Origin of the sequence: Streptomyces sp. NPDC000134, from assembly GCF_042899225.1 — a bacterium.
Taxonomy (GTDB): domain Bacteria; phylum Actinomycetota; class Actinomycetes; order Streptomycetales; family Streptomycetaceae; genus Streptomyces.
On record NZ_JBIAZN010000010.1, the window covers coordinates 33,866 to 48,322 of the forward strand.

Sequence of the window (14,457 nt, forward strand, 5' to 3'; positions counted from 1 at the left end):
GATCCGTATGGTCCGTCGGGAGGGGGTCAGAGGCGTTCGACGACGGTGGCGATGCCCATGCCGCCGCCCACGCACAGGGTGGCCAGGCCGTACCGCTTGTCCTGGCGCTCCAGTTCGTCGACGAGGGTGCCGAGGATCATCGCGCCGGTGGCGCCGAGGGGGTGGCCGAGCGCGATGGCGCCGCCGTTGACGTTGACCTTGTCCAGGCTCAGGCCCAGGTCCCTGGCGAAGCGCAGGACGACCGCGGCGAACGCCTCGTTGATCTCGACCAGGTCGATGTCGTCGATGGTCAGCCCGGCCTTGGCGAGCGCCTTGCGGGTGGCGGGGGCGGGGCCGGTGAGCATGATGGTGGGCTCGGAGCCGGAGACGGCGGCGGAGACGATCCGAGCGCGCGGGGTGAGGCCGTACCGCTCGCCGGTCTCCTTGCTGCCGATGGCGACCAGGGCGGCGCCGTCCACGATGCCGGAGGAGTTGCCCGCGTGGTGGACGTGGTCGATCTTCTCCACCCAGTGGTACTTCTGCAGCGCGACGGCGTCGAAGCCCCCGAGTTCGCCGATGTCCGCGAAGGACGGCTTGAGCTTGGCGAGGGAGTCGGCGGTGGTGCCGGGCCTGAGGTGCTCGTCGTGGTCGAGGACGGTCAGGCCGCTGCGGTCCCGCACCGGCACGACGGACCGTTCGAAGCGGCCCTCCTTCCAGGCGGTGGCCGCCCGCTCCTGGGAGAGGGCGGCGTACTCGTCGACGTCGCGGCGGGAGAAGCCCTCGATGGTGGCGATCAGGTCGGCGCCGATGCCCTGCGGGACGAAGCCGGTGGCCAGGTTGGTCATCGGGTCGTTGAACCAGGCGCCGCCGTCGGAGGCCATCGGCACCCGGGACATGGACTCGACGCCGCCCGCGAGGACCAGGTCCTCCCAGCCGGAGCGGACCTTGGCGGCGGCCAGGTTGACGGCCTCCAGACCCGAGGCGCAGAAGCGGTTCTCCTGGACGCCGGCCACGGTGTCCGGCAGCCCGGCGGCGATGGCGGCGATCCGGGCGATGTCGGAGCCCTGGTCGCCGACCGGGCCGACCACGCCGAGCACGACGTCGTCGACGGCGGCCGGGTCGAGGCCGGGGAAGCGGGCGCGGATCTCGTGGATGAGCCCGACGACCAGGTCGACGGGCTTGGTGCCGTGCAGGGCCCCGGTGGCCTTGCCGCGTCCGCGCGGGGTGCGGATCGCGTCGTACACGTACGCTTCGGTGGTCACTGGCGGGCCTTTCGGTGAGGGTGCGAGGGGTCGAGTGCGGGGACGTCCCAGTCGCGGGCGACGGCCTCGGTGTCGGCGCCGGGCCGGGCGGGGCCGGTGCGGACGGCGGTCGGGGTCGCCGAGAAGCGGGGCGCGGGGGCGGGCTGGGTGAGGCCGCCGTGGTCGGTGAAGGTGGCGCGGGCGGCGAGGTGCGGGTGGTGCGGGGCCTCGCCGAGGGTGAGGACGGGGGCGACGCAGGCGTCGGAGTCCGCGAAGACGGCCGCCCACGCGTCGCGGGTACGGGTGCGGAAGCGGGCGGCGATCGTCCCGCGCAGCTCGGCCCAGCGGGCGGGGTCGTCGCGGGGCGGGGCGGTGTCCGCGATGCCGAGCCGGTCCAGGAACTCGTCGTAGAACCGCTGTTCGAGGGCGCCGACCGCGATGTGCCGGCCGTCGGCGGTCTCGTAGGTGCCGTAGAACGGGCAGCTTCCGTCCAGGAGGTTGGCGCCGCGCCGGTCCCGCCAGTGCCCGGCCGCGAGCATCCCGTGGATCATCGCGGTCAGGTGCGCGGTGCCGTCCACGATGGCGGCGTCGACGACCTGCCCGGTGCCGGTGGCCCGCGCGTGGTGCAGGGCGGCGAGGACGCCGACGACCAGGTAGAGGGAGCCGCCCGCGTAGTCGCCGAGCAGGTTGGCGGGGGCCGGCGGCGGGCGGTCCGGGTCGCCGATCATGCCGAGGGCGCCGGTGAGCGCTATGTACCCGATGTCGTGGCCGGCCCGGGGGGCGAGGGGACCGTGCTGGCCCCAGCCGGTCATCCGGCCGTAGACCAGGCGGGGGTTGCGGGCGCGGCAGGGTTCGGGGCCGATGCCGAGGCGCTCGGCGACGCCGGGGCGGTAGCCCTCGATCAGGACGTCGGCGCGGGCCGCGAGGTCGAGGAGGCGGGCGGGGCCGTCCGGGTCCTTGAGGTCGACGACCACCGAGCGCTTGTTGCGGTTGGTGATGTCGAGGGCCGGGTCGATGCCCAGGCCGGGGCCGCCGGGGCGGTCCACCCGGACGACGTCGGCGCCGAGGTCGGCCAGCAGCATCGCCGCGAAGGGGCCGGGGCCGATGCCTGCCAGCTCTACGACGCGCACGCCGGTGAGCGGACCGTGCGGGGGCTTCGTCGCCGTGGTCATCGGGTCCCCAGTCTGTGACACAACCGATGTAACACCAGTGATGTTAGGAACGTGTTCCAGTCCGCACAAGGGCCGCGGCGGGCCGGACGAGCAAGCGCTTGGCCAAGGATGCCGTACGGATGCCGTACGGGCATGCCGATCCGCCCGCGTCGCCCACGCCGACGGGGGCGCCGATCGGCGCGTCCCTCGCGCCGGCCGGGGGCGCGGTCACGGCGCGGGCGGTGCGGACGGCACGGACGGCGCGGAAGGTGCGGACGACGCGGACAGTACGGAAGGCGCGGACGGTACTGAAGGCGCGGGCGGTACGGACGGGCGCCGGCTCCTGGTCCGGTCGGCCCGGTCGGCCCGGTCGGCCTAACCCGCCCACCCCGCTATCGTCCAGATCATCCCCGCGAGCCAGCCCACGCCGGCGATTACGGCGAGGAGCAGGCCGACCGTCACCGCCCCGGCGGGGCGGACGGCGCGGACGGCGGGCTTCGGGGCTCGGCGCGAGGTCATGCGGTCCACCCTGTCGGCCGGGCCGCCGACCGCGCATCCGTACAGCTACTCAGTCCGTGCGGGTTGCCTCGCGCAGGGCCGCCCGGCACCGGGCGTCCGCCCGGCGGGTGGTCTCGGGCAGCCGGTGGGCGGGGGTCAGGGCGAGGGTGTGCGCGCAGGCGTTGTCCAGACTCACCCGGTGGCCGACGGAGACGTAGACCGGCTTGACCCCGTCCCGGGTGCGCAGCGCGCGGCCGACCTCCTCGCCGTCCGCGAGCAGCGGGGAGGCGCTGCCGCGCGGCGCGGCCGGGGCCTCATGAGTGAAGGTGAACGGGTTCTTGGCGACGCCGATGACGGGCAGCCCGGTGAGGACGCCGAGGTGGGCGGCGAGGCCGAACCGGCGCGGGTGGGCGAGGCCGTACCCGTCGCAGACCACCAGGCCGGGCGGGACGGGCAGCGCCGCGAGGGCGGCGAGGACGGTCGGGACCTCCCGGAAGGCCAGCAGGCCGGGCACGTACGGGAAGGAGATCCGGCCGACGGCGGTGGCCTCGGCGACGACGGCGAGGCTCGCCGCGTCCAGCACGACGGCCGCCGCGGCGACCACGTCGCGGGCGTCGTCGTAGGCCACGTCGACCCCGGTGACATGCCCGGTGCCGGGCGGCGGGCCGGGTTCGTCGAGCACCAGGCGCGTGCGCAGTTCGTCCTGCACCGCGCGGGCGCGTTCCTCGGTGGTGGGCCAGCCCTCGGGGATCGGTACGGTCGTCGTCATGGTGACGCCGAGCCTACGGCCGCCCGGGTGACCGCGGGCCGCGAGGGCGGCCGTCCACCTGGCGAGGGCGCGCCGGAGCCGTCCCTTCCGCCGGAGTGCGCCGCGGGGTGCCGATCTTCACTTCAGCGAACGGAGCGCCACGTTACGGACAAACACCCCACCTCGCCCGCCAACTGACGGCGCCCGTGGTGTCGTTCGAGGCTCTTGAGGAGAGACATGTCACTCGGGCATCACGGATGTGAATGAACGCGGTGACAGAGGTCACTAGCAACTCGTGTGCACGGAACGGCTTCTTCCGTCGTCTCTCCCAGTGCGTCACATCGTCCGCTCGTCCGCCCACGCCCGTCCGTCCAGCCGTCACGAGGGAGCCAGGTGTTGTCCACCGTCATCGAGCAGCCCGTCGAGGCGCGCCTCGTCGCCGCCGCGCCGCGCATGCCGAACATTCCCGCCACGCTGCACTACGACCGGCGCGACCCGTTCGCCGTCCGGATGACCTTCCCGGCCCCCGCCACGCTGGAGGGCGTGGAGGTGTGCTGGACCTTCTCCCGCGAACTGCTCATCGCCGGGATGCGCGAACCCGAGGGGAACGGCGACGTACGGGTCCGGCCCTACGGCTACGACCGCACGGTCCTGGAGTTCCACGCCCCCGAGGGCACCGCCGTGATCCATGTCCGCTCGGGTGAGCTGCGCCGCTTCCTGGCGGCCGCCGGCGAGCTGGTCCCGGTGGGCCTGGAGCACCTCCACCTCGACCTCGACCACGACCTCGCGGAGCTGCTGCGCGGCACCCGCTGACCGGTCCCGTGACGGGGGCGGGCTCAGCCCGCCGCCGGGACCGTCTCCCCGGCGTGCGCCGCGCGCACCGCCGCGCACAGCTCGCGCAGCACCGGTCGGGCGCCGGGCGCCCCCGCGCCCCGGTCGGTCAGCTCCGCCGTCCGGCGCGCCCCCGCCCCCGCGCCCAGTCCTCCGACCCGCGCCGCGGCGGCCAGGACGGCGACGGCCGCGTCCCGGGCGGAAACCGTGCCGGCCGGCGCCGGGCCGTGCAGGGTGTCCCGCGTCCGCTCGCGCACCGACCGCACCACGTCCGGCCGCGCCAGGCTGTACTCCACGGACGGGAACACCCCGAGCATCCGCCGCTTCTCCGCGCGCAGGCACCCCTCCGCGACCAACTGTTCCCGCACCGCGTCGTAGGTGAGCCGCGCCCGCAGCCGCACCCAGGTCCGCCAGTCGTGCGGCAGCGACTCGCGGACCAGGTCGAGCAGCCCGTCGAGGACCGCGTCCCCGGTACGGGAGTCCAGGTCGATCGGGGTGGCGATGCCGTCGTCGTCGACGAGCAGACCGCGCCGGACGAGTTCGGCGAGGGCGCCGGCCCGCACCAGGCGGTGCGGCGGCGGGGCGCCGGGCGCCAGCAGACACAACCGGGCCGGCAGCGAGAGCGAGCCGTGGAGCACGGGGGCCTCCTTCGGGCGGGGGGACCTGGGCGGTAATCCGGTTGACACCCCGCACGGTCCCTCTTTACGGTGTTCGAGTCCTGTTGTCGTCGATCGGAGAAGGACGTTGCTCGTCTGAGGTCCTGAGTCACCGCCGCACACCGGTCAGGTGTGTGCGCCGCGTGCGACCTCGGCGTCTGAGCCGTCCCCCGACGAGCAGGGCTTCTGTCTTTCCTGGGGCCTCCTCTCCTCCGGGTTCCTCCACGGTCCGCCACGACGGTCGCCGTCCCGCGGTGTCTCGATACGCGTTTGCCCCTGACCGCATCACGCAACCGCGGAGGCCCCTGTGTCCGCTTCCCTGAGCTGTACCGCCCTCACCTACGCCTGGCCCAACGGCACCGTCGTCCTCGACGGCCTCGACGCCTCCTTCGGCCCCGGCCGGACCGGCCTCGTCGGCGTCAACGGATCGGGCAAGTCCACCCTGCTGAGACTCCTCGCCGGTGACCTCACCCCGACCGGCGGCACCGTCCGCGCCCGCGGCGAGGTCGGCTACCTCCCGCAGACCGTCACCCTCGACACCGCCCTGCGCGTCGACGAGGCGCTCGGCATCGCCGCCCGGCGGGCCGCGCTGCACGCCATCGAGGCGGGCGACGTGGCCGAGGAGCACTTCGAGACCGTCGGCGACGACTGGGACGTGGAGGAACGCGCCCTCGCCACGCTCGGCGAACTCGGCCTCGGCCATCTCACGCTGGACCGCACCGTCGGCGAGGTCTCGGGCGGCGAGTCGGTGCTGCTGCGCCTGGCCGCGCTGCTGCTGCGCCGGCCCGACGTGCTGCTGCTGGACGAGCCGACCAACAACCTCGACCTGTACGCCCGCCGCAGGCTGCACGCCGCCGTCACCGCCTGGTCGGGGGTGCTGGTCGTGGTCAGCCACGACCGGGAACTGCTGGACCTGGCCGACCAGATCGCCGACCTGCGCTCCGGCGAGATCGTCTGGTACGGCGGCAACTTCACGGCGTACGAGGAGGCCCTCGCCGTCGAGCAGGAGGCGGCCGAACGGATGGTCCGGGTCGCCGAGTCCGACCTGCGCAAGCAGAAACGCGAACTGACCGAGGCCCAGGTCAAGCTGGCCCGCCGCAAGCGGTACGGCCAGAAGATGTACGACCAGAAGCGCGAACCGAAGATCGTCATGGGGGCGCGCAGACGCGCCGCCCAGGAGTCGGCGGGCAAGCACCGCATCATGCACGAGGAGAAGCTCGCCGAGGCCAGGGAGCGCCTCGACGAGGCGGTGGACGCCGTGCGGGACGACGACGAGATCCGCGTCGACCTGCCGTACACCGCCGTCCCGCCGGGCCGGTCCGTGCTGACCCTGCGCGAACTGGAGCTGGCGTACGGCGCCCGGGTGACGGGCGGGCTCGATCTGCACGGGCCCGAGCGGATCGCGCTCGTCGGGCGCAACGGCGCGGGCAAGACGACGCTGCTGCGCACCGTCGCCGGGGAGCTGCGGCCGGTCTCCGGCGAGGCGACGGCGCATGTGCCGCTGCGGTTCCTGCCGCAGCGCCTCGACGTCCTCGACGGCGAGCTGTCGGTCGCCGAGAACGTGGCCCGGTTCGCGCCGGGCGCCACCAACAACCGGGTCCGGGCGCAACTGGCCCGCTTCCTGTTCCGGGGCGCCCGCGCCGACCAGAAGGCGGCGACGCTCTCCGGCGGCGAGCGGTTCCGGGCGACGCTGGCCGCGCTGATGCTGGCCGAGCCCGCCCCGCAGTTGCTGATGCTGGACGAGCCGACCAACAACCTGGACATGGCGAGCGTCCGGCAGCTCACCAGCGCCCTGGAGTCGTACGAGGGGGCGCTGCTGGTGGCCAGCCACGACGTGCCGTTCCTGGAGTCGATCGGCATCACGCGCTGGCTGCTGCTGGCGGAGGGCGAACTGCGGGAGACCACACCGGAGGCGCTCGCGGAGCCCGCCTGACCGGACGACGCCGCCCCCCCCGGACGCACCGGGGGGCCGAATGCCCGGCATTCCTGGGGGAACTCTCCGCCCGACGGGTACTCATCACCTGATCAGAGGGCTTTACACGGCCCTTAACCTACGGTGTCGTAACCTACGGATACGTAGCCTACGATGCCGTAGGTTCCCGGCACCGCTCGCCGGGTGTCTTCCGCTCTGTCGCATGTCCCCCTGGAGTTTTCGTGACCCTGGCTTCCCCGCACCTCGGCAGCACTTCCGCCTGGACCGACGCCCGGCTGCTGTACGCCCTGGAGGAAGTGGTCGAGAAGGAACTGAACCGGCACCTGGCGATCGCCAAGGACTGGATGCCCCACGAGTACGTCCCGTGGAGCGACGGCCGCAACTTCCCCGGCTTCTTCGAGGACGGCGAGGCCTGGGAGAAGGAGCAGTCGCAGGTCACCGAGATCGGCCGGATCGCGCTGGTCGTCAACCTGCTGACCGAGGACAACCTGCCCAGCTACCACCACGAGATCGCCACCCTCTTCGGCCGCGACGGCGCCTGGGGCACCTGGGTGCACCGCTGGACCGCGGAGGAGGGCCGGCACGGCATCGTGATGCGGGACTACCTGCTCGCCTCCCGCGCGGTGGACCCGGACAAGCTGGAGCAGTTCCGGATGGCCCACATGAGCGAGGGCTTCGAGTCGGACAACCGCCACTCGATGCTGCACTCGGTCGCCTACGTCGCCTTCCAGGAGCTGGCGACCCGCGTCTCGCACCGCAACACCGGACACCAGTCCGGCGACCCGGTCTGCGACCGCATGCTGGCCCGCATCGCGACCGACGAGAACCTGCACATGGTCTTCTACCGCAACCTGCTCAAGGCGGCCTTCGAGATCGCCCCCGACCTGACGATGCAGGCCGTGCGGGACGTGGTGGTCAACTTCCGGATGCCCGGCCACGGCATCCCCGGCTTCGAGCGGGCCGCCGCGCAGATGGCCATCGGCGAGGTCTACAACCTGCGCATCCACCACGACGACGTGCTCCAGCCGGTGCTGCGCTTCCTGAAGATCATGGAGATCGGCGGGCTCGGCCCCGAGGGCCTCAAGGCGCAGGAGGAACTGGGCCTGTTCATGGGCGGACTGGACACCGAGGCCGCCAAGTTCGACGAGAAGCTGGCCGCCCGCAAGGCGCGGATGGCGGCCCGCGCCGCGGGCTGACCGCCGCCCGCCGCACCGCGCCCCGCCCCCCGGCCGGCCGGTCAGGGCGCGGTGCGGCGCAGGGCCTGACGCTCCTTCTCCGACAGGCCGCCCCAGACGCCGAAGCGCTCGTCGTGGGCGAGGGCGAAGTCCAGGCAGGCGGAGCGGATCGGGCACAGCCCGCAGATCCGCTTCGCCTCGCGCACGGAGCTGCCGGGCTCGGGGAAGAAGAACTCGGCGCCGGTCTGCGCGCACAACGCCTGCTCCTGCCAGGTGAGGTGGGGCGGCGTGATCGTGTCGAGGTCCATGGACAGGATCGTGCCGAGCGGCGAAAAACGTTCGCTCAACGTCCGGTCAACGCCCGGCCGACGGCCTCCGGCCCTCCATGGTCGCCCCTGCGGCACCCGGGACGCACGGCGGCGCGCGGCACGGCGCGGGCGGCGGTTGTCGGTGGGCGGTGCGAGACTCGGCGGTGCAGGCAACGGGACCCTTCCGAGGAGGGCGAAGATGCTCACCACCCGATTCGTCACCGGCGCTCCGAACTGGATCGACGTCTCCACCCCCGACCTCGACGGCACCGCCTCGTTCTACGGCGGCCTCTTCGGCTGGCGGTTCCACCCGGCGGAGCCCGGTGCCGGGGGCGGCGGCGTCTTCCGGCTGGGCGACGCCGCGGTGGCCGGGGGCACACGCGGCGGTCCCGGGCAGGGGCCGCCGTCCTGGACGGTGTACTTCGCCAGCCCCGACGCGGAGGAGACCGCCGGGGCCGCCCAGCGGGCCCGGGGCCGGGTGCTGGTGCGCCCGGCGGCCGTCCCGGACCAGGGCGTACGGGCGGTCCTCGCCGACCGGGCGGGGGTGCCGTACGGCATCTGGCAACCGGGCCGCCGAGCCGGGCTGGACCGGGCCGGGCAGCCGGGCGCGCTGACCTGGGTCGAGCTGCACACGCCGGACATCGCGGCCGCCGCCGCGCACTACCACGCCGTGCTCGGCCTGGAGACCTCCGCCGCCGCCTTCCCCGGCGGCATCTACACGTGCGTCAACCCCGAGGGGGTGGGCGAGGACGGCGTGTTCGGCGGGGTGGTGCCGCTCGCCGACGACCCGGCGGAGACGGACGCCCACTGGCTGCCGTACTTCGCGGTCACCGACACCGACGCGGCGGCGGCCCGCGCCCGCGAGCTGGGCGGCACCGTCCGGCTCCCGCCGACGGACGTACCGGGCGCCGGGCGGCTGGCCCGCCTCACCGACCCGTACGGCGCACGCTTCGCGGTACTGCGGCCGGAGCCGGCGGCGAGATAGCGGGGTGCCCTTCCGGCAGCGGCTCCGGGCGCGGGGCCGTCTGCGCGACCGGGGCTCCGGGGTCCCTCCCCGTACCGGGCTCCGGTCAGGCCGAGGCGCGGCGGACCAGGGTGGTGGGCAGGACGATGCCCGACGCGGGGGTCCGCTCCCGCCGTTCCCCGGGCGCGGGCCCGCCGGCCGGCCGGTCTCCCGGCCGCCGGTCCCCGGCCGGGGAGCCGCCGGTGCTCCCGGCCTCCGCCGGGCCGTCCAGGCCCAGCAGCAGGCGGGTCATCAGGCGGCCCATCTCCTCGATGTCCTGACGGACCGTCGTCAGCGCCGGGTCGGTCTGTTCGGCGACGGGCAGCATGTCGTCGAAGCCGACCACCGCGACGTCCTCCGGCACCCGCCGCCCCCGCTCGCGCAGCACCCGCAGGGCACCCGCCGCGCTGAGGTCGTTGGCCGCGAAGACCGCGTCCAGGCCGGGGCACCGGTCGAGCAGCTCCCGCATCGCCCGTTCGCCGCCGCCCGGCGTGAAGTCCCCGCGCGCCACCAGCCCCGGGGCGGCCTCCCCCACGACGTCCCGGTACCCGGCCAGCCGGTCCGCCGCCGAGGTCTGGTCCAGCGGGCCGGTGATGTGCGCGACCCGTGTCCGGCCGAGCGCGGCGAGATGCCGCACGGCGTCGCGGGCGCCGCCCCGGTTGTCGCTGTCCACGTACCGCACCTCGCCGCCGCCGTCGTCCCAGCCCGGCCGCCCGCCGAACACGGTGGGCACCCCGGCCCGCCGGATCAGGGCCGGCAGCGGGTCGTCGAGGTGCAGGGAGAAGACCAGTGCCCCGTCGACATGCCCGCCGGCGAGATAGCGGGCGACCCGGGCGTGGTCCTCGCGGCCCTCGGTGAGCAGCAGCACGAGCTGGTTGTCGTGGGCGGTGAGTTCCTTGCTGATGCCGCGCAGTTGCAGGGCGAAGAAGGGGTCGGCGAAGACCCGGGACTCGGGTTCGGCGACGACCACGGCGACCGCGTCGTGCCGCCGGGTCACCAGGGAGCGCGCGGCCTGGTTGGGCACGTAGCCGAGTTCCTCGACCGCGCGGCGGACCTTCTCCACGAGTGCCTCCCGGACGCCGGCGGCGCCGTTCACCACCCGGGAGACGGTGGCCCGTGAGACACCGGCGCGGGCGGCCACCGCCTCCAGCGTGGGACGCGGCGCTGTCTCGCTCACCCGATCTCCTCCTCGGCAACTGCGGATCAGGATAGCCGCGGGCCGCCGGAGCCGAGACGGGGACGGAACGGTCAGTGGTGGTGCTCGTGCGGGTCGTATCCCGGAATCGTGCCGTCCGTCTTCTTCACCAGGAACAGGCCCACCATCCCCATGTCGGAGTGGCTCTGCACATGGCAGTGGTACATCCACGCCCCGGCGCCCACCCCCTCCCCCGCGATCACCTGGAAGCCGAAGGAGTCGGCGGGCCCGGTGATCTTGTTGTCGATGACCTGGCTGGGGTCGTCGGGGCCGGTGAGCAGGCCGGTGCGGTTGTCCGCCCAGCGGTGACCGTGCATGTGGAAGGTGTGGTAGAACTCGCCGTGCGTGATCACGATGAACTCGACCCGGTCGCCGACCGTCGCCTCGAAGTCGGGTCCCGAGTGCGCGGGCCGGTTGTTGATCAGCATGTCGTTGAAGACGACCGTGTGCGTGGCGTCCGGCAGGATGTCGCCCTTGCGGCGGACGATCACCGGCCCGAACAGTCCCTTGCGCAGACCGCCGGTGCCGTGCTCGGTGCCCACCACGTGGTCGTGGTAGTGCCAGTAGCCCGCGCTGCCCGAGCGCCAACTGCCGTCCGCGCGCCGGCCGGGCTTGTGGGTGCGCCAGGTGTAGGTGCGGGTGGCGCCGGGCTGGACGTCGCTCTTGTTCAGCTTGGTGCCGTCGCTGGAGACCTCGTAGTCCAGGCCGTGGACGTGCAGGCTGACCGGGACGTCCATGGTGTTCTCGAACTCGATGTGCAGGGTGTCGCCCTCGTTGAGTTCGATCAGCGGGCCCGGCACGGTCGCCTTGCCCTTCTCGAAGCCGTAGCCCATCTGCCCGTCGGGCAGTTTCTCGGCGTACATCTTCAGGTGCCGGACCTCGCCCCCGGCGGGGGCCGTCCGCAGCGGGTCGGTGGCCGCGGGGGCCGCGGCGGACTCCGGCGCCGGCGACAACGATGTCGCGACGGCCACGCCGCCCAGCAGCACCCGTCGGTTGAAGCCGCGTCTGTCCATGCCGAACTCCCCACCCTGGTAAGGAATGTGCCATGACGTCGCCGTGCCGCGCCGTGCGGAACCTGTGCGACCGTAGCGGGCCCCGCGCCGTTTATCCACACTCAGGACAAAGTTCGTTCCATCCCGGTCATACCTATTGGCGAACCGTGCAAAGAGGTCTAGCTTCCTTGGCGCTGTTGCTGCGACCGAGGAGGGGTGGGTGACCACGTGCGGTTCTCATCGCATCACAAGCCCGTGCACCACAGGTCCGTCCGTCTGCGCAGACGGGCCGGGGCGGCTTCGCTGACCGCCGGGTTACTGGCCGCGGGGCTGCTGTCGGCCCCCGCGGCCGGTGCCCGCCCGGCGCCGGACCCGTCACTGACAACGATGTCGATCAAGTCGCCGCCGGGCGGCGCCGAGGTACGCGTCCTGATCTTCTACGGCTCCGCCGCCTCCGGAGAGGAGTCCCCGGTGGTCGACGCCGGGATCGCGGCCATCGAGAAGATCGGGCTGTCCGGCCCGGCGGACCAGCGCTTCACCGTCACCGCCACCGGCGACGCGTCGGTGTTCACCAACGACAAGCGGCTCGGCCGGTTCAACGCCGTGGTGTTCCTGACCGGCGGCGGCGACGTCCTGGACCCGGAGCAGGAGGCGGGCCTGGAGGCGTACATGGAGGCCGGCGGCGGCTTCCTCGGCATCCATGACGCGGCCCGCGCGGAGCCGTACTCGGACTGGTTCACCGGTCTGGTCGGCGCCCGCCCGGCGGCCGGGAGCCCGAGCGCCGTCCAGCGGGCCACCGTCGAGGTCGGCGACCGGCTGCATCCGGCCACCAAGGACCTCCCCGTGCAGTGGAAGCGGCCCGACAAGTGGCTGAACTGGGAGCGGAACCCCTCCGGTGACGTGCACACCGTCGCCCGGGTGCGCGAGTCGACATATCAACCGGGGACGAGCGCCAACGGCTGGGACCACCCGGTCAGTTGGTGCCGGGACTACGACGGCGGGCGGTCCTTCTACACCGGCATGGGCGGCACGGTCTCCTCGTACGACGAGACCGACTTCCGCGCCCACCTGCGCGGCGCCCTGCTGTGGACCACCCGGCTCGTCCGGGCCGACTGCAAGGCCACCATCACCGGCAACTACAAGGCCGAGCGGCTCACCCAGCCCAACCAGCCCGGCCGCAACGACCAGATCGGCGAGCCGCACGGCATGGTCACCGCCCCCGACGGCCGGGTGTTCTACATCGGCCGGGGCGGCGCGGACTCCTCCCAGCCGGTGATCACCGACTGGAACGACCCGGACATCGGCAAGGGCAAGGGCCAGGTCCACGTCTACGACCCGGCGACCGGGAAGGTCACGCTCGCCGGTGAGCTGACCGTCTTCGGCAACAAGGGCGGCGGCGATGAGCTGACCAAGGTCGAGGAGGGCCTGCTCGGCATCGAACTCGACCCCGCCTTCGAACAGAACGGGTGGGTGTATCTGCACTACACACCCCACTCGGGGATCAACCGGGACACGCACATGGCCGAGCGGCGGGTCTCCCGCTTCACGCTCGACCGGACCACCGACAAGCTGGACCTCGGCAGCGAGAAGGTGCTGCTGAAGTGGCCGGTGCAGATCCACAGTTGCTGCCACGCGGGCGGCGGGATGGCCTGGGACTCCAAGGGCAATCTCTACATCGCCACCGGTGACAACAACTCCAGCGGCTTCAGCGACGGTTACTCGGGCAACAACCCGCAGCCCAACTTCAAGGGCGTCTCCTTCGCCGACGCCCGCCGCACCGCCGGCAACACCAACAACCTCAACGGCAAGATCCTGCGCATCCACCCGGAGCCGGACGGCACCTACACGCTGCCCGCGGGCAACCTGTTCACCGGCAAGGAGACCGCCGAGGGCGGCGGGAAGACCCGCGGCGAGATCTATGTGATGGGCGTCCGCAACCCGGCCCGCATCTCCGTCGACAAGGCCACCGACACCCTCTACGCGGGCTGGGTCGGCCCGGACGCGAGCAGCCCCTCGCCGACCTGGGGGCCGGCGAAGTACGACACCTTCGCCGTGATCACCAAGGCGAGCAACCGGGGCTGGCCGTACTGCATGGGCAACAAGCAGCCCTACCGGGACCGGAACCTGCCGGACCCGTCCAAGCCGCTGGGCTGGTACGACTGCGACCACCCGAGGAACGAGTCGCCGAACAACGACGGCCTGGTCAACCTGCCGCCGGTGACCGGCAACAACATCTGGTACGCCCCGGACGGCGGCGGCCCCGACTTCCCGCGCGACGAGAACGGCGTGCCGTCGTACAAGAAGGACGAGGCCACCTACAGGCTGCCGTGGCTCAAGGGCGGCGGGCAGGCCGCGATGGACGGGCCGGTCTACCGCTACGACGCCGCGGGCGACAGCGCGGTGAAGTGGCCGCGGTACTGGGACGGCAAGTGGTTCGTCGGTGACTTCTACGACGCGGACCAGCCGCGCAACGCGGTGCTCATGGACCCGGCGACGCAGGGCGACGGCGGGCTGCCGGTGCACTCGGAGTCGCTGAAGAAGATCGTGCCGGTCGGCAACGACGGCATCAAGAACCTGATGGACTGGAAGTTCGGTCCCGACGGGTCGCTGTACGTCCTGGACTACGGGCGCGGCTTCTTCACCTCGGACGCCAAGTCGGCGCTGTGGCGGGTCACCTACACGGGCGGCGGGCCGACCCCGGCCGCCGGACAGTTGGCGAGGGGGACGCGGTGAAACGGCAGCGAAGA

General features: G+C 73.2%; 13 protein-coding genes. 5 read left to right on the top strand and 8 right to left on the bottom strand.

Annotated elements, in window-relative coordinates:
• Positions 1-26: 26 nt before the first annotated feature.
• From ACFY32_RS16605 to ACFY32_RS16620, 4 genes are all read right to left on the bottom strand, one after another.
• Positions 27-1,241 (bottom strand): acetyl-CoA C-acetyltransferase, encoded by a 1,215-nt coding sequence (locus ACFY32_RS16605; protein WP_359201504.1) that lies wholly within the window; start codon positions 1,239-1,241, stop codon positions 27-29.
• Positions 1,238-2,392 carry a CaiB/BaiF CoA transferase family protein gene (locus tag ACFY32_RS16610; protein WP_390674540.1) on the bottom strand — a complete coding sequence of 385 codons (1,155 nt, stop codon included), beginning with the start codon at positions 2,390-2,392 and terminating at the stop codon, positions 1,238-1,240. Before ACFY32_RS16610 ends, ACFY32_RS16605 begins: the two co-directional genes overlap by 4 nt.
• Positions 2,393-2,746: 354 nt before the next feature.
• Complete coding sequence (mmpA, locus tag ACFY32_RS16615; RefSeq protein ID WP_359201508.1) at positions 2,747-2,890, bottom strand: morphogenic membrane protein MmpA; 144 nt, start codon at positions 2,888-2,890, stop codon at positions 2,747-2,749.
• Between the two features lie 49 nt (positions 2,891-2,939).
• Entirely contained in the window at positions 2,940-3,638 is a 699-nt protein-coding gene (locus tag ACFY32_RS16620) for an endonuclease V (RefSeq protein ID WP_390674541.1), read from the bottom strand.
• Positions 3,639-4,013: 375 nt separating this feature from the next.
• Between ACFY32_RS16620 and ACFY32_RS16625 the strand changes: the two genes are divergently transcribed.
• Positions 4,014-4,430, top strand: a complete 417-nt coding sequence (locus tag ACFY32_RS16625; RefSeq protein ID WP_359201512.1) for an SsgA family sporulation/cell division regulator — start codon at positions 4,014-4,016, stop codon at positions 4,428-4,430.
• A gap of 23 nt (positions 4,431-4,453) precedes the next feature.
• Here the strand turns inward: ACFY32_RS16625 and ACFY32_RS16630 are convergent, their stop codons facing one another.
• Positions 4,454-5,086: a GPP34 family phosphoprotein gene (locus ACFY32_RS16630; RefSeq protein ID WP_359201514.1), complete on the bottom strand. Its 633-nt coding sequence runs from the start codon at positions 5,084-5,086 to the stop codon at positions 4,454-4,456.
• Between the two features lie 325 nt (positions 5,087-5,411).
• Here ACFY32_RS16630 and ACFY32_RS16635 point away from each other — a divergent pair, with 325 nt between their 5' ends.
• Together ACFY32_RS16635 and ACFY32_RS16640 are read left to right on the top strand one after the other, a co-directional pair.
• Positions 5,412-7,037 carry an ABC-F family ATP-binding cassette domain-containing protein gene (locus ACFY32_RS16635; protein ID WP_390674542.1) on the top strand — a complete coding sequence of 542 codons (1,626 nt, stop codon included), beginning with the start codon at positions 5,412-5,414 and terminating at the stop codon, positions 7,035-7,037.
• A gap of 221 nt (positions 7,038-7,258) precedes the next feature.
• The gene (locus tag ACFY32_RS16640; protein ID WP_359201518.1) at positions 7,259-8,233 is read left to right on the top strand and encodes an acyl-ACP desaturase; all 975 of its coding nucleotides are present in this window, start codon (positions 7,259-7,261) and stop codon (positions 8,231-8,233) included.
• Between the two features lie 41 nt (positions 8,234-8,274).
• Here the strand turns inward: ACFY32_RS16640 and ACFY32_RS16645 are convergent, their stop codons facing one another.
• On the bottom strand, positions 8,275-8,520 hold the full coding sequence (locus ACFY32_RS16645) for a WhiB family transcriptional regulator (protein ID WP_359201520.1): 246 nt from the start codon (positions 8,518-8,520) through the stop codon (positions 8,275-8,277).
• Between the two features lie 199 nt (positions 8,521-8,719).
• On the opposite strand from ACFY32_RS16645, the gene ACFY32_RS16650 reads away from it, so the two are divergent.
• Positions 8,720-9,505, top strand: a complete 786-nt coding sequence (locus ACFY32_RS16650; protein WP_390674543.1) for a VOC family protein — start codon at positions 8,720-8,722, stop codon at positions 9,503-9,505.
• A gap of 85 nt (positions 9,506-9,590) precedes the next feature.
• Here the strand turns inward: ACFY32_RS16650 and ACFY32_RS16655 are convergent, their stop codons facing one another.
• Both ACFY32_RS16655 and ACFY32_RS16660 read right to left on the bottom strand, forming a co-directional pair.
• On the bottom strand, positions 9,591-10,700 hold the full coding sequence (locus ACFY32_RS16655) for a LacI family DNA-binding transcriptional regulator (protein WP_390674544.1): 1,110 nt from the start codon (positions 10,698-10,700) through the stop codon (positions 9,591-9,593).
• A gap of 71 nt (positions 10,701-10,771) precedes the next feature.
• A complete protein-coding gene (locus ACFY32_RS16660; protein ID WP_390674545.1) occupies positions 10,772-11,731 on the bottom strand; it encodes a multicopper oxidase domain-containing protein in 960 nt (319 codons plus the stop codon).
• A 282-nt stretch (positions 11,732-12,013) separates the two neighbouring features.
• Between ACFY32_RS16660 and ACFY32_RS16665 the strand changes: the two genes are divergently transcribed.
• Positions 12,014-14,443, top strand: a complete 2,430-nt coding sequence (locus ACFY32_RS16665; protein ID WP_390674649.1) for a ThuA domain-containing protein — start codon at positions 12,014-12,016, stop codon at positions 14,441-14,443.
• Positions 14,444-14,457 lie beyond the last annotated feature (14 nt).

Excerpts from the sequence above, each read along its gene's own strand:
- ACFY32_RS16650 (WP_390674543.1), top strand. The coding sequence starts at position 8,720 with ATGCTCACCACCCGATTCGTCACCGGCGCTCCGAACTGGATCGACGTC.
- mmpA (WP_359201508.1), bottom strand. The coding sequence starts at position 2,890 with ATGACCTCGCGCCGAGCCCCGAAGCCCGCCGTCCGCGCCGTCCGCCCC.
- ACFY32_RS16660 (WP_390674545.1), bottom strand. The coding sequence starts at position 11,731 with ATGGACAGACGCGGCTTCAACCGACGGGTGCTGCTGGGCGGCGTGGCC.
- ACFY32_RS16645 (WP_359201520.1), bottom strand. The coding sequence starts at position 8,520 with ATGGACCTCGACACGATCACGCCGCCCCACCTCACCTGGCAGGAGCAG.
- ACFY32_RS16620 (WP_390674541.1), bottom strand. The coding sequence starts at position 3,638 with ATGACGACGACCGTACCGATCCCCGAGGGCTGGCCCACCACCGAGGAA.
- ACFY32_RS16610 (WP_390674540.1), bottom strand. The coding sequence starts at position 2,392 with ATGACCACGGCGACGAAGCCCCCGCACGGTCCGCTCACCGGCGTGCGC.